The organism is Acinetobacter soli (assembly GCF_018139125.1).
Lineage (GTDB): Bacteria > Pseudomonadota > Gammaproteobacteria > Pseudomonadales > Moraxellaceae > Acinetobacter > Acinetobacter soli.
The window spans coordinates 766,812-787,947 of record NZ_CP073241.1 but is presented as its reverse complement, the minus strand read 5'-3'; the positions used below and the strand labels follow the sequence as shown (position 1 = coordinate 787,947).

The window sequence follows — 21,136 nt, the reverse complement described above, 5'->3', positions numbered from 1 at the left end:
CTTGAATGAGCTAAAAATAAAAGAGTGCTGGAAAGACGAATAATAAGTTGCTTATGCAACATCTGTATGAAAATAAGGTTGATCAGTTTACATTTTTTAAAAATTACTTCTCGTATTAATTTTTCATTTTAGATCAATTAGTATTCATAATAAGAATTAATTCTGCTGTTAGTTCTCTTGGTTATTCCTGCTTCTAACATTCATATTTTAATATTCACTCTTGATCTTATTTGTATACCCTGCCTAAGCAGGGTGAATAATCAAAATCAATTTAGATCAATAAACTATATGAATTGATAAAACGTAGTAGCAAAAAATAATTTTATTTCATATGCAATATTCATTTAAGGATGAACAATAATTTTTACAGCAGACTCATTATTATGAATCAATGTTTCAAAGCCTTTAGAAACAAGATCATCTAAAGCAATCCGTTGGGTAATAAAAGGTTCTAGATTAATCTTGCCTTGCTCAACTAAACGAATAGTTTCCTGATGGTCATTGACGTAAGCTATCGTGCCACGTATATCTAGTTCTTTCATTACTACGCTATGTACATTAATCGTGGCAGGATGGCTCCAAATAGAAACAATTACAACGACACCCGTTGGTTTCATCGCTGCGACGAGTGTATCCATAACTTTATTCACACTACTACACTCGAAAGCAACATCTACACCGCGGTCTTGGGTAATTTTCATTACTTCATTTACCACATCAACCTGAGATGGATCCAGTACATAATCGGCAACACCAGCCTCTATCGCTTTTTCTTTACGCTTTGCACTTAGCTCAGTGATGATAACCGTAAGACCTTTGGCCTTTAAAATTGCGGATAAAAGTAAGCCTATTGGGCCAGCTCCACCAACCAATGCTACATCACCTGCTTTTGCACCACTTCTGACATAGGCGTGATGACCAACAGATAAAGGTTCTATCAACGCTGCTTGGTCTAAAGGAATATCATTTGAAATAGGATGTACCCAACGGCGCTGAACTGCAATTTTTTCAGAAAGACCGCCACCACGCCCGCCTAAACCAATAAAATTCATATTTTTTGATAAATGATACTTATCATGTGGGCCAGTTGGTACATCGTCAGCAATAATATAGGGTTCAACTACGACATGTTGTCCAATTTCGATATCATCTACGCCTTCACCAACTGCATAAACCACACCTGAAAATTCATGTCCCATTGTTACAGGTGCCGACTCTCCTGAAATTGGATGTGGATGACCACATGGTGGAATAAAAATTGGGCCTTCCATGAATTCATGTAAATCTGTACCGCAAATACCACACCATGCAACCTGAATTCCAACGGTGCCTGGAAGTACTTTCGGCTCAGGGATATCTTCAATTCGAATATCCCCTCGGTCATAAAAACGAGCTGCTTTCATCATGTATTCCTTATGTTGATACTAACGCTAAACCATTCCGCCATTTGTCAAAATAAACTGACCTATAACGTAATTAATGCAACTTTATTGTCTAAACCTCTAGGCACATTGCGGACTCCTTAAATATGAATTGCACTTTGCATTGCAGATAAAACCGACTCATGCATCGCTTCAGACAAAGTAGGATGAGGGAAAATGACCTGCGCTAAGCTTTCATCCGTCGCTTCTAGATATTTTGCGATGGCAAAACCCTGAATATGTTCGGTAACTTCATGCCCAACCATGTGAGCACCTAACAATTCACCTGTTTCCTGACTAAAAATAGTTTTAATGAATCCTGTGCTATCACCTAAAGCCAATGCCTTACCATTGGCTTGCAAAGGAAACTTACCCACATTGATATTCAAGCCCGCAGCTTTCGCTTTCTGTTCTGTCAGACCAATACTGGCCACTTGCGGATGGGTAAAGATACAGCCCGGAATTTGTGTACGATCTAAAGCATGTACATGATCTAGGCCTGCAATTTTCTCTACACAAAGAATAGCCTCATGACTAGCCTTGTGTGCCAAACACGGTACGCCTGCAACATCGCCAATTGCATATACGCCCACAATATTAGTTTTGCACCATGAGTCGACTTTAATAAAACCATTCTCAAATTCGACACCTAAAGCTTCTAGTCCCAGATTTTCAGTATTTGGTTTCACACCAATAGCTGAAAGTACCTTTTCAACGCTAATGACTTGCACACCTGTGGCAGTTTGAATATGACAATGTAATTGAGCCTGATCAGTTTCTATTTTTTTTACAGTTGCTTCGGTTAAAACCTGCATACCCTGCTGTTCAAATTGCTTTTGTACATACTTCGCAACTTCAATGTCTTCGCTAGGGAGAATCTGCTTGGCAATATCAACCAAGGTGACTTGGCAGCCTAAGTCTTGGTATAGGCTTGCAAACTCACTGCCTATAGCACCCGAACCAATGACCAGTAAAGACTTTGGTAATTGTTCTGGAACCAAAGCCTCTTTATAGCTCCAGACCTGATGGCCATCTACAGCAATATGAGGCAAATTGGCTGCACGTGCACCTGTTGCGACAATAATATGCGGTGCAGAAATCTGCTGTTTTTGACCATTCGCATCTGTAAGCTCTAATCGTTCTTTGGCAACAAATTGAGCTGTTGCATTTAAAACAGTGATTTGATTTTTTTTCAATAATTGACCGATACCTTGCACCAGTTGCTCAGAAACCTGTCTGCTATGATGGACCAGTTTTTGAATGTCAAAATCAATCGCGTTAAGCGTAAAACCAAACTGTCCTGCATGTTTGAACTGCTGCGCAAGCGCAGCCCCGCTCAATAATGCCTTGGTTGGAATACATCCCCAATTCAGACAGACTCCGCCTAAGTGTTGTTTTTCAACGATTGCCGTTTTTAATCCCAGTTGTGCTGCACGAATCGCAGCGACATAGCCTCCAGGACCAGCACCAATAACTACAAGATCAAATTGTGTATCTGACATGGCTATTCCTCCTACACCAAAATTAATGCAGGATTTTCGACAAACTGCTTCAATGCCGATAAGAATTGAGCACCCAACGCACCATCAATGACACGATGATCACAAGATAAAGTCGCTGTCACCATTTCACGAATAACAATCTCATCGTTTTCGACGACAGCACGTTTTTCTGCTGTACCTAAGGCCAGAATCGCACCTTGAGGTGGGTTAATAATGGCATCAAACTGTTGAATACCCAGCATCCCCAAATTGGAAATACTGAAACTACCGCCTTGAAACTCGTCAGGTGCTAATTTTCCAGTTTTGGCACGTGTCGCTAGATCACGCATATCATTGGAAATCTGCGCCAAAGATTTACGGTTCGCTGCTTTAATAATTGGTGTGATCAGTCCATTTTCGATGGCCACAGCAACCGAAATATCAGCTTGTTCAAACTGTAGAATCTGCTGATTTTCTTCATCAAACTGAACGTTAACCTGTGGAACTTTGATCAGTGCGGCAGCAGCAGCTTTAATCAGCATATCGTTAATAGACAGCTTGACTTGCGGCACCGAATTGTTAATTTGCTGACGCAAAGCCTGAACCGATTCAACATTTAGGTCTATCGTTAAGCGAAAATGTGGTGCATTGCGTTTTGCCGCTTGTAACCTTGAAGCGATTGCTTTACGCATACCATTCATCACTACAGTGGTAAATTGTGCGGACTCTGTCGGTTGCGTATGATCATGTTGAGCATTTATAGGGTTTTCACGTTGATAGACAGCTTCAACATCTTCCTTGCAGACTCGTCCACGTGAACCCGATGCACGGCAATCATGCAAATTGATGTCCCATTGTTTGGCCAAACGGCGGGCAACAGGTGTTGCCAAAACATGACTATCATCTGCTTTAGATTTCGCAGCTTTCGTACAGGCTTGATGACGTACATCTGGCCATGAACCACCAGCGGCTTGAACTGCGGTCTGAATATCTTGAACACTAATACGACCTTCACGCCCAGAACCCCTAATCTGAGACAAGTCTACATTGTGCTTTTGAGCCAATTTCAAGGCATGCGGCGTTGCAAAAATATCATTGTTTTGCTGGTAGCCTTGTAACGCAGCAGGAATAGAATATCCGCCCTGAGTCACCGCTTTTGATCCATTACCAACACTGTTCTGTTTAGGAGCAGCTTGTACTTTGGTTTCAACTTGAGTTACAGCTACTTTTTCAGGAACTGCTGTTACCGCTTTATTTTCAGTTACCGCAGGTGTGCCGCCTAATGACTGTGCAAATGCTTCAACTTCTGCGTCGGAAACTTGAGCGTCTGCACAAATTGCAATGACTCCACCTACAATTAGTGTGTCACCATCTTTAGCAATAATTTTTCGTAGCAAGCCATCGAAAGGTGCTTCCAGAACATTGACGATTTTTGTGGTTTCAATTTCACAAATTTCCTGTCCTTTATTAAATTGCGTACCTTCCTGAATCAGCCATTGGGCAATTGTGCCCTCTTCCATGGACAAACCCCATTTTGGGATTTCTAAGGTTTTAATTTCGCTCATCCTAAGCCTCCAACGTCTTGCGTACAGCCTGCTCGATGCGTTCTACACTTGGTAGCCATTCTTTTTCTAATACAGGTGAAAATGGTACGGGTGAATGTGGTGGAGTGACTAACTCGATTGGTGCTTTAAGATAATGAAAGCCTTTCTGGGCAATAAGTGCAGCCACATCGTGTCCGAAACCGCAACGCGCGGCAGATTCATCTACAATCACCACCCGACCTGTTGAAGCTACGGACTCTAAAATGCCATCTTCGTCTAGTGGAGAAATGGTACGAGGATCAACCACTTCAACCGAAATGCCTTCTTTTGCTAGCTTGTCGGCAACGTCATTGGCACGATGTACCATCAGGCCTAAGGCAATAATCGTGATATCTGTGCCTTCACGGGTGTAATTTGCGACACCAAAAGGAATGGTGTAGGCTTCATCGGGTACCTCGCCTTTAATGTCGTATAACATTTTGTGTTCACAAAAGACCACTGGGTCATCATCTCGAATGGCTTGAATCAATAATCCTTTGACATCGTAAGCACTAGAAGGCACCACCACTTTTAAACCAGGTACCGACGCAAACACGTTATATGGTGATTGAGAATGCTGTGCTGCAGCGGAAAAACCCGCACCAATCATGCCGCGTACAACGAGTGGTGCTTTGGCTTTCCCTCCAAACATATAGCGGAATTTCGCCGCTTGGTTATAAAGCATGTCATAACACACGCCATAAAAATCCATAAACATTAAATCTGCTACCGGTCTTAAACCTGTAGCAGCAGCACCTGCCGCCATACCGATAATCGCAGATTCTGTAATTGGCGTATCAATGACTCGTTCAGAGCCAAATTCAGTCCATAGGCCTTTGGTTACGCCAAGTACTCCGCCAAAACCTTCCAGCTTATTGTCATCGGTATTTTTACCGCCATGTCCACCACGAACATCTTCACCAACCACAATAACACTTGGATCTCGGCGCATTTCTAATTCGATTGCTTCTTTAATTGCGTTTCGATAACTTTTATTTGGCATTTTTCTACTATTCCTTTAGTAAGAGACGTATACATCGGTAAGTAACTGAGAAACTTCTGGGTACTTAGCTGCACGTGCCTTTGCAACGGCATCGTCTACATTGGCTTTAGACTGAGCATCTATCGCATCGAGTTTGGCTTCGTCAATTTTGTCTTTGACTTTTTCACGGAATATTTTCAATGGATCTTTATGTTCTTTCACATAATCCAGCTCTTCTTTAGAACGGATAAGCCCCGGATCACCTTCAAAATGTCCATAAAACCGGTTGGTTACCGTTTCAATCACACTCGGGCCTTCACCACGGCGGGCACGTTCAATGGCTTTTTGTGCAACTTCATACACAGCAAAAAAGTCTGTTCCATCTACTTTTTCAGCAGGTAAGCCAAAGCCTCCTGCTCGGCCTGCGATATCTTTACTGCCTACAGCATAATCATGTGCCGTGCCTTCACCAAACCCGTTATTTTCAAAAACAAAAATGACAGGAAGCTTTAACACCACCGCCATATTAATAGCTTCGAAAGTTAAACCCTGATTTGAACCACCATCGCCTGTAAACGACAAACCAATACCACCCGTTTTAAGTGTTTTGGCACTTAAAGCAGCCCCAATTGCTAAAGGTGGGCCGCCGCCCACAATACCATTTGCACCAAGCATACCTTTATCTAAGTCTGCAATATGCATTGAGCCGCCTTTACCACGGCACAGTCCTTCATCTTTGCCAAAGATCTCTAACATCATGGCGTGGATATCACACCCCTTCGCAATACAGTGTCCATGACCACGATGTGTTGATGTGATAAAGTCCTTGTCTGTTAGGTTTTCACAAATACCTACAGCAACTGCTTCCTCACCGCTATATAAATGAATGAATCCTGGGATATCACCTGTATTGTTTTCATCGTGAAGCCGATCCTCAAATTCACGAATATCACGCATTCTTTTGTATGCTGCTAGCAATTGCTCTTCCGTTAACTGCATATATTTATTCCTTATTGATTACGCTAAAAAAGAAATCCAAAATTGAATAATCAGATTTTTAAACCGTATATTTATATAAGAATATTTTTCTCTAATTTTATATTAGACTAAAAAAAATTAATTTTTAAATCAGTAAGATCAACATAAAAAACAAAAGGTTAAAAAATCAAAAAAATTTGTAATTTTTTTATATTATTCATATACATGCTAAAACAAACCTTTAACCAACCTTTATTTTATATGATATGTTTTTTGCCCAGTTTTATATTATTGGTGCAATAAAAATAGCGAATGAAGATCGGGATTTATATTAATTATTTTTAAATAATGGAGCATTTAAAATGGATTTAAATAACACAATATTAACTGGAAATAAGTTAAGAGGCGCTGAAAAAATAGCACGTATTCCAATTAAAATTGTTGCAACAGAAATTACGCCAAAGAAACCTGAGTGGATTCGAACTAAAATGAGTCAGCCTGAAGAAGTTCGAATGATCAAGAATTTACTAAGACAACAAAAGCTTCACACGGTGTGTGAAGAAGCAGCTTGTCCTAATTTGCCGCAATGTTTTGGCAGTGGCACGGCAACATTTATGATTATGGGAGATATATGTACTCGACGTTGTCCATTTTGCGATGTGGCTCATGGTCGTCCTCAAGTTTTAGATATTCATGAGCCAAAGAATTTGGCTGAAACGGTTAAGAATTTAGGATTAAAGTATGTGGTGATCACCTCGGTTGATCGAGATGATTTAAAAGATGGCGGTGCACAACACTTCTCTGATTGCATTCAAGAAATTCGTGAAACCAGCCCAGATACTTTGATTGAAATTTTAGTTCCTGATTTTCGTGGCCGTGCTGATATTGCGCTTAAAATCTTGAGTCAAAATCCACCTGACGTTTTTAACCACAATATTGAAACCGTTCCGCGTCTGTATAAAGCTATGCGACCAGGCGCTGACTATCAGCATTCATTGGATCTACTGAATAAATTCAAACATTATTGTCCAGACATTCCCACCAAATGCGGATTGATGGTGGGTTTAGGAGAAGTGGAGGCAGAGGTAATTGTATTGTTAAATGACTTAAAAGATTACCAAGTAGACTATATCACTATTGGTCAATACTTACAGCCTTCGAAATCTCATGCCCCCATTCACCGCTTTGTTACCTTAGAAGAATTTAAACATTATCAGAAACATGGAGAGCGCCTAAAATTTAAAAATATTTGGAGTGGGCCATTGGTCAGATCGAGTTACTTTGCTGAAAAGCAGTACTACGGACAGCAACTATCTGACCAACTTAATCGAAATGACTGATGAAATTGGATTCAGCTTGAGTAAAAAACTATATGGTCAAAACTTACTAAAATTCGATAGAAAAAAGAATTCTTTCCTATTACAGTTTTTTCATATGGAATTAAATGTCTGCAAATCAATTAACCCAATAGAGTGTTGATATAGGCGGTGTCGGAATACTAAATAGCTTTACTCAAGCGAATACGTTGCTCAACCATAAAGGAATATGGAATGAATCATTTGGAAAAAATAAATTCAGCTTTACAAACAACACATTTAGTTAATCAGATTGATGTAAATGCAGCCCCGATTCTTCTTTTGCGTGATGAAGAACATAATTCTATATTTGATCGATCTATACACCAAACCTGTGATGAACTGTCAAAAATCGCCTATGACTCCGAAATGGCAATAGGCTTAACTGACCATCAAGGTACATTACTATGGACCTGGAGTAGTCGAACAATGTTATCGTCTGCAGAACAAGTCAATTTTATTGAAGGTGGTCACTGGTCTACTCAAGCTGTGGGTAAAAATGCCATCGGTATGGCGCTCAATAGCCATCGTTCGAGTTGTGTACATTCTCATGAAAATCAGATGAATAGTGTACGAGACTGGGTGTGCTATGCAGCCCCTATTATTGATCCAGTATCTAATCATTTTCATGGTGTTATTAATTTATCGACCAAGTATAAAAAACACACGCCTTTGGGGGTTTTAGCTGTTGAGCGTTGTGCCGACTTAGTACGTCAATCGCTGTTAACTCAACAAAAAAATATTTTATATATTCATGCATTAGGAACACCAAGAATTATATTTAATCAAACACCCCTAGTGTTAACTCATCGCCAAATTGAAATTTTATGTATTCTGGTTCTACGTCCAAAAGGTATCAGTTTGGATGAGCTACATTATGCTTTGTATGGCGATCGAGACGTTAGTGTCAAAACGCTTAAATCAGAATTATCTCAATTACGTAATCTGTTGCCTAACTGCATTGATTCCCGAGTATATAAATTAACTTGTGAAGTTGAATGTGATTTTTTAAAAGCTGAACATTCTTTAAGTGCCGGATTTTTAGCGAGCACTTTTTCTTTATATAAAGGAAGTTTTCTGTCTAAAACTGAAAGTCCTTATCTTTGTGCATGGAGAGAAAGTTTTGATGCTCGTTTAAGCTATTTAATTTATCAACTACAGGATGTAGATCAACTACTAAAAATTATCGGTTATTTACCAGAGCGAGTCGATGCCGTGCAACGTTTGCTTGAACTGATCCCCAAAGATAGTATCTATCACGATCGTTTTTCAAAATTTGTTTAAGCAGATTGAGTTAATTGAGATCATTACGACCTACAATGTGATGAGAACCAAAAAGTCTAGAACTCAATATTGATTCTAGACTTTTTCCTAAATTTATACTGGAACGCTTGCTATTACATCTTCTCGAGACCAAAGTCTGTGATTCTGTATGGCTAATTTAAATTTATCCTGTTGATCTTTAAAAGACTCGCTAGTGAAAATAGCATCATCTTGATGGATACCAAAATAATCGAGAAGTGACTTTTTATCGTCAAGTAAATAGATGGGTTTCAGATGCTTATAAGTCTCTAAAACATAATATTTTGCTACGCCATCGGCTTTAAAAGTATCTAAATTATCTCCATCAATCACGACAATAGCATCATAAGTGACAGATGGTTCTCCATTTTGGCGACCATCAACTGCAATCTCTTTGCCATCTTTAGATTTAACTGGAGCTGCACTTGGAGCAAGAACTTCCGCAACAGCATTTTCACCTTCAGCCCATGCTTTGACTGCATCTACCGAACTAGCATTTGCGCCATTATGTACCAAGATTGCGATTTTTCGTTGTTTAATATCCGGTGCTTTAAAAGCATCGATACTCAGTTTTTCAGAAATTTTCACCTGACTTAGCTGATCTGTTTCAGGTTGCATTAATGGCTTTAAGCCGAGTTCATTTGCAACATATGTGGCAAGATCTTTATCAATATTCACTAGAACTCGATCGATAACTCGCTGACGAATCGCTTCATCTTGTACTTTTGATAATTCAAATGCATAAGCATCTTTTATATGCTGTTGTTCATGTTTTTTTAAACTGCTGTAATGAAGCGTAGCTTGAGAGAAATGATCAGCAAAGCTTTCAGGACGCACACGCAATTTACTTGCTTCTACAGGTTCTGGATAAGAGCTAAACGCACCTTTGTCTTGATCAGCTTCACGTGGCCAATTTTCATCTACTGAATTTGGCTCATAATTTGCCTTTCCTTTGTAAACTTCATGGTTGGCAAAACCTCCACGTCGGTTAGTATGAAATGGACATACAGGTTTATTGATTGGAATCTGATTAAAATTGGCTGTGCCTAATCGGTGGAGATGCGTGTCTGTATAGCTAAATAAACGCCCTTGAAGTAAAGGATCATTACTGAAATCGATTCCTGAAACAATGTTTGCAGGACTAAATGCAACTTGCTCTGTTTCAGCAAAGAAATCATCTGTATTACGGTTAAGTACGAATTTACCTAATGGCGTTACCGGTACTAGCTCTTCAGGCACAAGTTTTGTCGGATCTAATACATCAAAATCCCATTGAGCAGCCTCTTCCTCAGTGAAAATTTGGGCTCCTAGTTCCCATTCTGGATAATTTCCATTTTCAATTGCATCCCACAAATCACGGCGATGAAAATCCGGATCTTTACCATTTAGCTTCAATGCTTCATCCCAAACAACCTGAGCGACGCCTTGTTTTGGTGTCCAATGAAATTTAACCAAATGCGCTTTGCCTTGCGCATTAATCAATCTGAATGTATGTACACCAAAGCCTTGGATAGAACGTAAGTTACGAGGAATAGCTCGGTCAGACATGACCCAAGTCGTCATATGCGCGGTTTCAGTATTTAAAGAAACAAAATCCCAAAATGTGTCGTGTGCAGATTGCCCTGTAGGAACTTCGTTTGGATCTTCAGGTTTAACAGCATGAACAAAATCAGGAAATTTGATCGCATCTTGAATGAAAAATACCGGAATATTATTCCCAACTAAATCATAATTGCCTTCTTGCGTGTAAAATTTAATTGAGAATCCACGTACATCTCGGACGACATCTGCTGATCCACGTCCACCTTGTACCGTTGAAATACGGGTAAAGATTGGTGTCGGGTGAGTTGTATCTGTAAGAAATTGAGCCTTCGTCCATTTCTCATTTCCCTCATACGCTTCAAAATAACCATGTGCACCAAAACCACGAGCATGAACAACTCGCTCTGGTATACGTTCACGATCAAAATGAATTAATTTATCTCGTAGCAGAAAATCTTCCAGTAACGTTGGTCCACGATCGCCAATTTTTAAACTATTTTGATTATCGGATACAGGAACACCCAGTGAACTCGTGAGTGTCTTCCCTTTAGGATCGACATAACTTTCATTTTCGAATTGTGTGATTTTGGCATTGTCCTTATTGGATTTTCTGCTCATTGTATTTTTCCTAGTTCGTATTTTTAAAAAATGCAAAAACTGTAAATGATATTTATAGACTTCAAGATAGTATCTGAGAATTAAGTACTTTTTTGCATATGATACGGTTTGATAACGTTAAAGCAACAATCTGAATGCTACATGTACTCACCATCTTACTCATTGATTGCCGTATCAGTCTGCTCGGAAATAAATATGGAGATTATAATTTTGCTTGTTTAAACTATTAGCGGATCCTCCCTGAAATTGACGAAGTTTGAAGTCAAAATATTTTTGCAATTAGTTCAGTCTTTTTAAAATTAGCTTTATTTAAGTTTTATTCACATTGACTATTCATAGTCAAGTTTATTCAATTTTTACTCAATAGAATGCTAAAAAATATTGCATCCATATATGAATATGCGTATATTCGAAATATCAAATATATAAGCGATAATGTATGAATCAATCTGATTTCTTCAAGTGTCTTTCCGATCCGACTCGACTCGATATTCTTAAGTTGATTTTGGCTCGGCACAATGTCTGCGTGTGTGAACTGACAGAACATTTACAACTCAGTCAACCCAAAATTTCCAGACATTTAGCCCTGCTTCGCAACCTTTCCATTTTACTGGATCAAAGACAAGGACAATGGGTGTATTACCGCTTAAATCCGAACCTTCCAGAATGGGCCAAGGATATTCTGAATATCCTGTCAAATCTGTCTGATCACTCTATCAATCTAGCCAATGCACAATCATCCATCCCAACTCATTGCGAGTAAGCACGAATGAAATTCTTGTTTTTATGCACCGGAAACAGTTGCCGCAGTATCCTTTCTGAAGTGCTGTTCAATCATCGGGCTCCAGCAGGCTGGACAGCCTATAGTGCAGGCAGCCAACCATCAGGACAGGTCCATCCTCTCACTATCGAAACCCTAGAAAATATGGGTCTTTCAACTGATGGATTATGGAGTAAAACCATTGATGACTGCGAGCAATACCAGCCAGATGTTGTGATCACAGTCTGTGATTCAGCAGCGCAAGAACCTTGTCCACTGTATTTAGGTACAGCAATTAAAGCACATTGGGGCTTGGCTGATCCTTCACATTTAGATTTGCCTAAAGAAGAAAAACTACAAGCATTCCAAGTGACGGTTAAACATATTCATCGTCGTTTGGATGCTTTGTTTGCACTAGATAGCGCAAATATGACGCGTACTGAATTGATCGCAGCGATTAATCAGATCTCAAATATTGAATGAGAACATCATGGCTCGACAAAGACTGTCTTTTCTAGATCGTAATCTTACACTATGGATTTTTATTGCCATGGCTGTAGGAATCGGTATTGGCGTTTTCTTCCCGCAGGTATCTGTTTCTTTAGATAAAATGAGCATTAACTCAGTCAATATTCCAATTGCGTTGGGTCTGATTTTGATGATGTATCCACCGCTTGCCAAAGTGGACTATGCTGCTTTACCGCAAGTATTTAAAGATAAAAAAACCTTAACACTGTCGTTGGTGCAAAATTGGATTATTGCGCCTGTTTTGATGTTTGCTTTGGCGATTATCTTTTTGCAGAGCTACCCTGAATACATGACGGGTTTGATCCTGATTGGTTTAGCAAGATGTATTGCGATGGTTCTGGTTTGGAATGGTCTGGCCTGTGGCGATAATCAATATGTTGCCGCATTGGTGGCTTTCAACAGTATCTTTCAGATTCTATTTTTTAGTACGTATGCTTGGCTGTTTCTCACTTTTTTACCTCCGTATTTTGGTGTTGCAGGTCAAGTTATTGATGTTAATTTCTGGACGATTACTCATGCGGTATTGGTTTATTTAGGAATTCCGTTCTTACTCGGTTTTATCACCCGATTCTTATTGGTTCGAGCCAAAGGTTTAGTTTGGTATCAACAAGTCTTCTTGCCCAAGATCAGCCCGCTCAGTTTGCTTGCTTTATTGTTTACGATTGTGGCGATGTTTAGCCTTAAAGGAAACGATGTGGTGAGCTTACCTCTGGATGTATTACGCATCGCAATTCCATTGACGATTTATTTTATTGTGATGTTCTTCATTAGCTTCTTTATGAGTAAATGGATGGGAAATGACTATCCTAAAACTACTGCAATTTCATTTACCGCTGCGGGAAATAATTTTGAATTAGCGCTAGCTGTGGCAATCGCAACTTTTGGTTTAGCTTCTCCTGTGGCATTCACGACAGTAATCGGACCTTTGGTTGAAGTTCCCGTATTGATCGCATTGGTCAGCGTATCTTTATGGCTTAGAAAGAAGTTTTTCAAAACTGAGGTTTAATTTCGATGTCTCTCCCAAATATAGATATAAATCTTCTCGACCAACCAACTTTAGAAAAAGTACAAGCCAAAGCATTGGATCATCCACCACGTATACTTTTGCTTTATGGCTCAAATCGAGAACGTTCATATAGTCGATTGGCAGTAAAAGTTCTTGGTTTGAACTTCCCACATTTGTCTGGACATTGGCAGGTGGCGTGATTCTTAGAAATGTACTAGAAGGCGTTTTTAAGGTCAGAATTTGGGGAAAAATTACGATGCTGCGGTGCTGTCAGCAGGTCATTGTGGTTTTGCGATGGGTGCAACACCAACTGCTGTTGCTAATATGCAAGCAATTACCAATATGTATGGTCCGTCACATAAAGCCTTTTTGATTGTTCCACTCTGCGGTGCATTTTTTGTGGACCTTATCAATGCAACAGTCATTCAGTTAATCTTGAAGTTCATTGGTTAAAGTGAACTTGATCAGAGCATATCTGATCAAGTTTTTGATCTAAGTTATCTAATTCTATCTTATACATTAGACGTTTTTCATAGATCATTCTTTACTTATATCCAAGTTATGGGTCTTAGCGATTCAATTAAATCTCAAATTCAGTGCTTTTATTTCTATTTCATTAACGTTCATCAAGAACGCTTAAAAATTGTTAGATGGTCATTAAAACTAATAAAAATATCCGCTATCCGATTAGACATTTTTATAAAATCACTATACTTTAAAAAACATTCATGACCTTAATTTTAGTACGCTTCGGTATTCCCTTGAACACATCCTATCATTCCTGTGATTTATCCAATAAAACCATTCTTGTAGTCGAAGATGACTTTGACATTGGTGATATTCTTGAAAGATATTTAAAAAAAGAAAATATGCATGTAATCCGTGCTATACAAGGTCAACAGGCACTAGAATTATTAAAAGTCCATGCTATTGATCTCGTGATCTTAGATATTAAACTGCCAAAAAAAAATGGTTGGGAAGTATTAACCGTTTTAAGACAGTACAGCAATATTCCTGTGATTATGCTCACCGCTATGGACGATTTCGATAATAAAATCATGGCATTAAAAATGGGTGCCGATGACTTTGTGGTGAAACCCTTTAATCCGAATGAAGTGATTGCTCGTGTAGAAGCCGTATTACGGCGCAGTACCTTACAGCAGCAACAAAAGAAATATCTGAACTATAAATCCATTGAAATTGATCTTGAACAACATTTGGCGTATGTGCTTCAACATGATCAAAAGCAGATGCTGAATCTCACGCTGACTGAATTTAATATTCTAAAGTTGATGCTGCAAAGTCCGAATAAGGTATTTACCCGGACTGAATTAATTGAGAAGTGCATGCCCGAAAAAACGACACTTGATCGTACCGTAGACAGCCATATCAGTAACTTACGGAAAAAGCTTGAACAAAAACGCGCTTTGGGATATTTCATCAATTTACGTGGTGTAGGCTACCGATTAGATCAAAATCATGAGAACTAAACTGAATAAAAATTCGATTGGTATTAGCGCTCAACTACTGATTATGATGAGCGTACTGAATCTGGGAATAACTATTTTCTCTTTTGGTTTAGGTTATTTGGTTTATGGCTGGGCTACAGAAAAAGGTTTACTCGATCTCAAGAACGCTTGCCCTGATAATTTTTCTTTTACTTCAGTAGACTATCTGTGGACTTTTTTGGTCGTGTTGACTGGCTTTTTGCTGTCCACTTTTTTAGCTTTCAGATACGCTAAACGTTACACTCAGCCCATCAATGCACTGGCCAATGTCGTAAAACAAATCCAGCAAGGAAATCTTTCATTAAGAATTGAACAGCAACAAGCACACATTCCACATGAACTTATGTCATTAATCCAGAATTTTAATGCCATGGCCAATCAGCTCGAGATCTCAGTCAAAAACTCTACTCTTTGGAATGCGGCAATTGCACATGAACTTCGCACCCCGATCACTATTTTACAGGGTCGATTACAAGGAATAGTCGATGGTGTTTTTGAAGCAGATCCGCAGTTACATCAAAGCTTGCTCAGTCAAGTAGAAGGATTATCTTACTTGGTTGAAGATTTACGTACGCTGACTTTGGTTGAAAACCAACAATTTCGTTTAGATATCCAAGAAACAAACCTTCAGAACAGTATTTTTAAGTGCTTTCAAATGTTTCAAGATCGCTTTGAACACAAAGGATTGCATGTAGTTTTTAATTTGACCCATGAAACAGCGCGATGTGATGTAACACGTATGGAACAGGTGTTGATTGCCTTATTTTCTAATGCTTCACGTTATGCGGACGCTGGCAAACTTTCCATTACAACCAAAACAACCCAAGACCATTGGATTTTGATGCTTGAAGATCAAGGCCCAGGTATCGATGAGCAGCACCTCGAACACTTATTCAAACCCTTCTATCGTTTAGAAGAATCTCGATCACGCTCGGAAGGTGGCACTGGTCTGGGGCTTGCAGTGATTTACGCCATTATTGAGGCACATCAAGGACAAATCACCTATACGACATCAACAGATTTGGGTGGTAGCTGTTTTACCATTCTCTTGAAAAAGTCATAGCGCCAAAAAAGTTCTCAAATCCTAGTTTTATCTAACCACTCTTTTTTCAATATGGCGTATTGGAGAGTATTTTCGTATTTTGGCGTTCCATCTTCATGCTGAACAAAAGATATATATTCGACAAAACATCCTTCTTTACGCATACCTAACCGTTCACACAGTTTTTGTGAAGCATGATTATCTTCCTCGACATAAGCGTAGATTCTTCGTGCATTGAGCTGCTTGAAAAGATGATCTAAGAATGCATCAGCACTCTCATAGGCAAAGCCTTGACCATGAAAAGCTGTATTGAAGTTCCATCCTACAGAGTAGGTATCTGGTTCTTCATGAATAAAAAATAGCTCCCCAATGACCTGATTGGTTTGTTTTAACTGAACTGCAAGATAATCTTTACTCTGCCGTCTTGTTTTTATTTTTTCAATCGCTTGTTCAATCTTTAAAATTTGTTCATCAATAAAACAATTGACTTTCGGCTGAGAAAGATAAGCCAGCAAATCACTTGCGTCTTCAATTTCAAATGCTCACAAAATCAATCGTGATGTTTCAATTCTTACTTGCATTACATCAACCTCGTTTGAATACTCAACAACATTATCCAATGAGATAAAGCGGACACACCTTATCTCATGACTATATTGGACATGAACTACTTGTGAGAATGTTTTCGTTGAGAGAATTTTTCTACAATGTTCATCACGAAAATAAAGAACACGGGAACAAAAAAGACTGCCAGAATGGTGGCGCTGATCATACCGCCAAACACGCCTGTACCAATGGCTTTTTGCGTTTCCGAACTAGCACCTGTTGCGATCACCAAGGGAATTACACCACAGGTAAATGCAAGAGATGTCATTAAAATAGGACGTAATCTTAGTTTTGCTGCGGCGACGGTTGCCTCAACCAAGCCCATACCCTCTTGTCTTAATGTTTTGGCAAACTCAACAATCAAAATCGCATTTTTTGCAGATAGACCAATAATGGTTATCAAACCCACTTTGAAGAAAATGTCATTGGGCATACCTCGTATCATCACCGCGATAAACGCCCCGACCATGCCAAGAGGAACCACCAACATGACCGACAGAGGAATTGACCAGCTTTCGTACAGTGCAGCCAAGACCAAAAACACCACCAGCATCGATAAGATCAGCAAGAATATGGTCTGTGCTTCAGACTGTCTTTCTTCGAGAGAAATTCCCGTCCACTCATAACCGACACCTTTAGGCAGTTGCGTAATGAGACGTTCCATTTCAAGCATCGCTTGCCCAGAAGAAAATCCTGTTGCGGGACTCCCCGTAATACTTAAAGACGGTCGACCATTGTAACGGTTGAACTGCTGAGGGGCATGCTGCCAAACTGGTGTAATCACTTCAGCCATCGATACCAGTTTACCACTCTGGCTATTCACTTTAATTTTACCAATATCTTCAATACTCATTCTAGATTTGGCATCTAGCTGTACAATCACTTGCTGCATACGATCCTGATTCGGGAAGTCATTGATATACATAGACCCCATAGAAGTCGAAATAATATCCGTGACATCGCTAAAGTTAACACCTAATGCCTGTAATTTTTCACGATCAATTTTTAGCTGTACCGTACTCCCCTCCGGTAGACCTTCAGCATATACGCCAGTAAGTTTTTTATTTTGCGTAGCAAGTGTAATGAGCTGATTTTGTGCTTTGATCAAAGCATCCATACCAATGTTGCCTTTATCTAGTAAACGCAAAGTAAAACCAGACGATGTTCCTAACTCATCGATCGCAGGGGGTAAAACAGACATTGTTTGCCCTTCTGAGCTATCGGTCATGGCCATATTGGCATTATTCACAACTTTCTGTGCAGTGATCGTTCGCTCTTTAAAATCAGTCAGATTGGTAAAAAACATAGCAGTATTTTGACCTGAACCGCTAAATCCAAATCCTAAAATCGCCATATTATCTTTAATGCCTTTTTCATGATTGAGAAATTGCTGAAATTCATTAACCACTTTAAGAGTGCGCTGCTGAGTGGCATCTGCCGGCAACTGAATGGAAGTCATAAACCAGCCTTGATCTTCCTCTGGCATAAATGCCGTTGGCACCATTTTAAAACTGAAGATCAGTACAGCCACAATGCCAACAAAAATGAACATCGCAGGTAAAACATGCCGGGTGACTCGAAACAGTACTTTTTCGTATTGATTATTCAGTTTTTCGAAATTTCGATCAAACCAGCCAAAAAATCCTTTTTTCTCTTGATGTGCACGAATAGGTTTTAATAGCGTTGCACATAAGGCAGGCGTTAATGTCAGCGCCAGGAATGCTGAAAATAGAATAGAAACCGACATAGTCATGGTAAATTGACGATAAATAATTCCCACAGAGCCTGCAGCAAATGCCATCGGTAAAAATACCGCAGCCAAGACTAAGGTAATCCCGATTATGGGATTGGTAATTTCGGTCATGGCTTTTGAGGTCGCTTCTACAGGAGACAAGTGTTCTGTTGCCATAATCCGTTCAACATTCTCAATCACCACTATCGCGTCATCCACAATAATTCCGATGGCGAGCACCATGCCAAACATAGTCAACACGTTAATTGAAAACCCTGCGATCAGCATAACTGAAAAGGTTCCCAGTAAGGCAATTGGTGCAACAATCGCAGGAATGAGGGTATAGCGAATATTGTGAAGGAATAAAAACATTACGATAAAGACAAGAACCATTGCTTCTAGCAAAGTGGTAATTACTTTTTCAATCGATACTTTTACAAACGGAGCTGTATCGTATGGAATAGAAAATTTCATACCTTGTGGCAAAGAAGCACTGAGCTGATCGAGTTTTTCTTGAACCCCTTGAGCGGTTTTCACTGCATTGGCACCAGGGCTCATTTGAATGGCAATAGCTGTAGAAGGTTTACCATTTTCCAGAATGGCAAAATTATAAGACTGCGCACCAATTTCAATTCGAGCAACATCCGATAATTTTACATTCGCCCCATTTTTATTTGATTTAAGGCTAATATTTTCGAATTGTTCGATATTTTCCAGCTGACCTAAAGCGGTTAATGGAATGGTAATTTGCTGATCTTTTGATGCAGGCAAATCTCCGATTCGACCGGGAGAAATCGGAATGTTCTGATTTTGAATGGCTGTATTGACATCTTTAATACTAAGTCCATATGCAACCAAGCGATCAGGGTCGACCCAGATACGCATCGCCTTTTCTGCACCAAAATTTTGAACCTTACCTACGCCATTGACCCGTTTAAGCTCCTCAATCACAAAGCGAGCCATGTAATCACTCAGATCAACTTCAGAGTAACGATTATCAGAAGAATTAAGTCCCACAATCATCAAAAAACCAGATGATGCAGCATCAACCATCAAACCTTGCTGCCTTACCGACTGTGGCAGCCTTGATTCAATTGCTTTGATTTTGTTTTGTACATCGACTTGAGCAAGTTCAACATCTGTACCAGGCTTAAAGGTGGCCGTGATGGTTGCACTTCCTGAATTATCCGATGTTGAACTGTAATATAGTAAGTTTTTAACCCCTGACATCTCGCGCTCAATCAATGTGACTACACTGTCATTGAGTGTTTTAGGCGTCGCCCCAGGATAGGTTGCGGTAATACTGATTTGCGGCGGTGCTACACTTGGAAAACGGGCAATGGGTAATTTAGGAATACTCAATACCCCAAATAAAATAATAAATAGTGCAATCACCCAAGCAAAAATTGGTCTACGAATGAAAAACTGAGACATCTTAGTGTGCTCCTTTTTCAGAGGTAGCTACAGATGGTTGCCAGATTTTAATTTTTAATTTCTGATCCGGCTGTATACGTTCCTCACCTTCAACCACGACCTTTTCACCAGCACTCAAGCCACTGGTTACTACATAATTACTTTGATAACGCTGCCCTAACTGAACAGGTTTAATAACAGCCTGTCCCTGTGAATTAATAACCGTAACATTGGTCTTTCCACTGATATCATGTTGAATTGCTCGTTCCGGTATCAAAATCGCGTTGTCAATTACAGCACGATTGATATTGACCCGCACATACATACCCGGTAGAAGTTCTTGCTGGCTGTTGTTGACGAGAATACGGATTGTGACATCACCGGTATCAGGATCAACATTAGTATCTGAAAACAGTAATTTTCCCTTTGCCTGATAAGGCTTGCCCTGACTGTTTAAAATAACGACTTGAGGTTGCACATCGGATACTGTTCCTTGCTGTAACGCTTCTTGTAATTTCTCATATTCATTAATAGATTGTTTCACATCGACATAAACTTGACTGATCTGTTGAATGACAGCCATCGCTTTAGTATCTGCTTGACCAACCAATGCACCTTCCGTCACTAAAATCTGACCGATACGACCAGAAATAGGTGCTGTAACCGTAGAATATTTTAAGTTTAATTTCTGTCTGGTTAATGCTGCTTTTAGTTGAGCAACATCGGCTTTCGCTTGATCATAAGCTGTCTCAGTATTGTTATATTCTTGCTGACTAATGGCATGGCTTGACAATAATTGTTCATAACGGCCAAGAAGCGATTTTAAACGTATCACTTCAGCCTGAGCACGTTGTAATGTAGCTTGATTACTCTCTACATCTGCTTGCAAGATATCGGAATTAATTTTGAATAAAGACTGACCTATTTTGACATCAGAACCTTGTGTAAATAATACCTTTTCCACAATTCCTCCGACTTGTGGACGAATTTCGGCAATCCGATACGCTGCTACGCGTGCAGGTAGATTTTCAATAAGGTGAATTGGTTGCTGCTGTGCAGTAAAAACGCTGACAACCGCTGGTGGCTGTTCAGTTTGAATTTCTTCAGCATTTTTTTTGCAACCCATAAGCATGGCTGCACTCATCCCCAATACACAAAGCTTAAGATGAAAGTGTTTGTTCATTTTAACTACAACGAAATTAGTGACAGTTGGTATTGTTAAAACTTAGTTTCAAATTTCTGCCAATATTGTGTTGAGATTGTGTGGAGAGATACGTAA

16 protein-coding genes and 2 pseudogenes are annotated in these 21,136 nt (G+C 39.5%); 9 read left to right on the top strand and 9 right to left on the bottom strand.

Annotated features, from left to right (window positions below; translation table 11 throughout):
* Positions 1-344 precede the first annotated feature (344 nt).
* The 5 genes from KCV09_RS03555 to KCV09_RS03535 form a co-directional block, all read right to left on the bottom strand.
* Positions 345-1,403: a 2,3-butanediol dehydrogenase gene (locus KCV09_RS03555; protein ID WP_048763460.1), complete on the bottom strand. Its 1,059-nt coding sequence runs from the start codon at positions 1,401-1,403 to the stop codon at positions 345-347.
* Positions 1,404-1,522: 119 nt separating this feature from the next.
* Positions 1,523-2,923, bottom strand: coding sequence for a dihydrolipoyl dehydrogenase (gene lpdA / locus KCV09_RS03550; protein WP_212515536.1), 1,401 nt, complete (start codon positions 2,921-2,923; stop codon positions 1,523-1,525).
* 11 nt (positions 2,924-2,934) lie between these two features.
* Positions 2,935-4,467 (bottom strand): 2-oxo acid dehydrogenase subunit E2, encoded by a 1,533-nt coding sequence (locus KCV09_RS03545; RefSeq protein WP_212515535.1) that lies wholly within the window; start codon positions 4,465-4,467, stop codon positions 2,935-2,937.
* A gap of 1 nt (position 4,468) precedes the next feature.
* Positions 4,469-5,488: an alpha-ketoacid dehydrogenase subunit beta gene (locus KCV09_RS03540; RefSeq protein ID WP_004946928.1), complete on the bottom strand. Its 1,020-nt coding sequence runs from the start codon at positions 5,486-5,488 to the stop codon at positions 4,469-4,471.
* A gap of 15 nt (positions 5,489-5,503) precedes the next feature.
* A complete protein-coding gene (locus KCV09_RS03535) occupies positions 5,504-6,466 on the bottom strand; it encodes a thiamine pyrophosphate-dependent dehydrogenase E1 component subunit alpha (RefSeq protein WP_048763454.1) in 963 nt (320 codons plus the stop codon).
* 341 nt (positions 6,467-6,807) lie between these two features.
* Between KCV09_RS03535 and lipA the strand changes: the two genes are divergently transcribed.
* Both lipA and KCV09_RS03525 read left to right on the top strand, forming a co-directional pair.
* A complete protein-coding gene (lipA, locus tag KCV09_RS03530) occupies positions 6,808-7,785 on the top strand; it encodes a lipoyl synthase (protein WP_212515534.1) in 978 nt (325 codons plus the stop codon).
* A 210-nt stretch (positions 7,786-7,995) separates the two neighbouring features.
* On the top strand, positions 7,996-9,084 hold the full coding sequence (locus KCV09_RS03525) for a transcriptional regulator (RefSeq protein ID WP_104124344.1): 1,089 nt from the start codon (positions 7,996-7,998) through the stop codon (positions 9,082-9,084).
* Positions 9,085-9,177: 93 nt separating this feature from the next.
* Here the strand turns inward: KCV09_RS03525 and KCV09_RS03520 are convergent, their stop codons facing one another.
* Positions 9,178-11,262: a catalase gene (locus tag KCV09_RS03520; protein WP_151816149.1), complete on the bottom strand. Its 2,085-nt coding sequence runs from the start codon at positions 11,260-11,262 to the stop codon at positions 9,178-9,180.
* Positions 11,263-11,701: 439 nt separating this feature from the next.
* Here KCV09_RS03520 and KCV09_RS03515 point away from each other — a divergent pair, with 439 nt between their 5' ends.
* From KCV09_RS03515 to adeS, 7 genes and pseudogenes are all read left to right on the top strand, one after another.
* Complete coding sequence (locus KCV09_RS03515; RefSeq protein ID WP_004937180.1) at positions 11,702-12,025, top strand: ArsR/SmtB family transcription factor; 324 nt, start codon at positions 11,702-11,704, stop codon at positions 12,023-12,025.
* 6 nt (positions 12,026-12,031) lie between these two features.
* Positions 12,032-12,505, top strand: coding sequence for an arsenate reductase ArsC (locus tag KCV09_RS03510; protein WP_004937178.1), 474 nt, complete (start codon positions 12,032-12,034; stop codon positions 12,503-12,505).
* Between the two features lie 7 nt (positions 12,506-12,512).
* Positions 12,513-13,556 (top strand): ACR3 family arsenite efflux transporter, encoded by a 1,044-nt coding sequence (gene arsB / locus KCV09_RS03505; RefSeq protein WP_151815913.1) that lies wholly within the window; start codon positions 12,513-12,515, stop codon positions 13,554-13,556.
* A 5-nt stretch (positions 13,557-13,561) separates the two neighbouring features.
* Positions 13,562-13,714 (top strand): annotated as a pseudogene (locus KCV09_RS03500) (arsenical resistance protein ArsH); the annotation flags it as partial.
* Positions 13,699-14,009: pseudogene (locus KCV09_RS03495) on the top strand (sodium/glutamate symporter); the annotation flags it as partial. The pseudogenes KCV09_RS03500 and KCV09_RS03495, both read left to right, overlap by 16 nt.
* Positions 14,010-14,284: 275 nt before the next feature.
* A complete protein-coding gene (gene adeR / locus KCV09_RS03490; protein ID WP_104124350.1) occupies positions 14,285-15,046 on the top strand; it encodes an efflux system response regulator transcription factor AdeR in 762 nt (253 codons plus the stop codon).
* Positions 15,036-16,127: a two-component sensor histidine kinase AdeS gene (gene adeS, locus KCV09_RS03485; RefSeq protein ID WP_111812914.1), complete on the top strand. Its 1,092-nt coding sequence runs from the start codon at positions 15,036-15,038 to the stop codon at positions 16,125-16,127. The genes adeR and adeS overlap by 11 nt, the downstream gene beginning before the upstream one ends.
* A 14-nt stretch (positions 16,128-16,141) precedes the next feature.
* Here the strand turns inward: adeS and KCV09_RS03480 are convergent, their stop codons facing one another.
* The 3 genes from KCV09_RS03480 to KCV09_RS03470 form a co-directional block, all read right to left on the bottom strand.
* Positions 16,142-16,621, bottom strand: a complete 480-nt coding sequence (locus tag KCV09_RS03480) for a GNAT family N-acetyltransferase (protein WP_266098474.1) — start codon at positions 16,619-16,621, stop codon at positions 16,142-16,144.
* 152 nt (positions 16,622-16,773) lie between these two features.
* Complete coding sequence (locus KCV09_RS03475) at positions 16,774-19,878, bottom strand: efflux RND transporter permease subunit (RefSeq protein ID WP_212515533.1); 3,105 nt, start codon at positions 19,876-19,878, stop codon at positions 16,774-16,776.
* A 1-nt stretch (position 19,879) separates the two neighbouring features.
* On the bottom strand, positions 19,880-21,040 hold the full coding sequence (locus tag KCV09_RS03470) for an efflux RND transporter periplasmic adaptor subunit (RefSeq protein WP_212515532.1): 1,161 nt from the start codon (positions 21,038-21,040) through the stop codon (positions 19,880-19,882).
* Between the last annotated feature and the right edge of the window lie 96 nt (positions 21,041-21,136).

What these genes read in the sequence shown, in the direction of transcription:
- lpdA (WP_212515536.1), bottom strand. Translation starts at nt 2,923, where the DNA reads ATGTCAGATACACAATTTGATCTTGTAGTTATTGGTGCTGGTCCTGGA.
- lipA (WP_212515534.1), top strand. Translation starts at nt 6,808, where the DNA reads ATGGATTTAAATAACACAATATTAACTGGAAATAAGTTAAGAGGCGCT.
- KCV09_RS03545 (WP_212515535.1), bottom strand. Translation starts at nt 4,467, where the DNA reads ATGAGCGAAATTAAAACCTTAGAAATCCCAAAATGGGGTTTGTCCATG.
- KCV09_RS03535 (WP_048763454.1), bottom strand. Translation starts at nt 6,466, where the DNA reads ATGCAGTTAACGGAAGAGCAATTGCTAGCAGCATACAAAAGAATGCGT.
- adeS (WP_111812914.1), top strand. Translation starts at nt 15,036, where the DNA reads ATGAGAACTAAACTGAATAAAAATTCGATTGGTATTAGCGCTCAACTA.
- KCV09_RS03475 (WP_212515533.1), bottom strand. Translation starts at nt 19,878, where the DNA reads ATGTCTCAGTTTTTCATTCGTAGACCAATTTTTGCTTGGGTGATTGCA.
- KCV09_RS03515 (WP_004937180.1), top strand. Translation starts at nt 11,702, where the DNA reads ATGAATCAATCTGATTTCTTCAAGTGTCTTTCCGATCCGACTCGACTC.
- KCV09_RS03525 (WP_104124344.1), top strand. Translation starts at nt 7,996, where the DNA reads ATGAATCATTTGGAAAAAATAAATTCAGCTTTACAAACAACACATTTA.
- KCV09_RS03470 (WP_212515532.1), bottom strand. Translation starts at nt 21,040, where the DNA reads ATGAACAAACACTTTCATCTTAAGCTTTGTGTATTGGGGATGAGTGCA.
- adeR (WP_104124350.1), top strand. Translation starts at nt 14,285, where the DNA reads ATGACCTTAATTTTAGTACGCTTCGGTATTCCCTTGAACACATCCTAT.
- arsB (WP_151815913.1), top strand. Translation starts at nt 12,513, where the DNA reads ATGGCTCGACAAAGACTGTCTTTTCTAGATCGTAATCTTACACTATGG.
- KCV09_RS03540 (WP_004946928.1), bottom strand. Translation starts at nt 5,488, where the DNA reads ATGCCAAATAAAAGTTATCGAAACGCAATTAAAGAAGCAATCGAATTA.
- KCV09_RS03555 (WP_048763460.1), bottom strand. Translation starts at nt 1,403, where the DNA reads ATGAAAGCAGCTCGTTTTTATGACCGAGGGGATATTCGAATTGAAGAT.
- KCV09_RS03520 (WP_151816149.1), bottom strand. Translation starts at nt 11,262, where the DNA reads ATGAGCAGAAAATCCAATAAGGACAATGCCAAAATCACACAATTCGAA.
- KCV09_RS03510 (WP_004937178.1), top strand. Translation starts at nt 12,032, where the DNA reads ATGAAATTCTTGTTTTTATGCACCGGAAACAGTTGCCGCAGTATCCTT.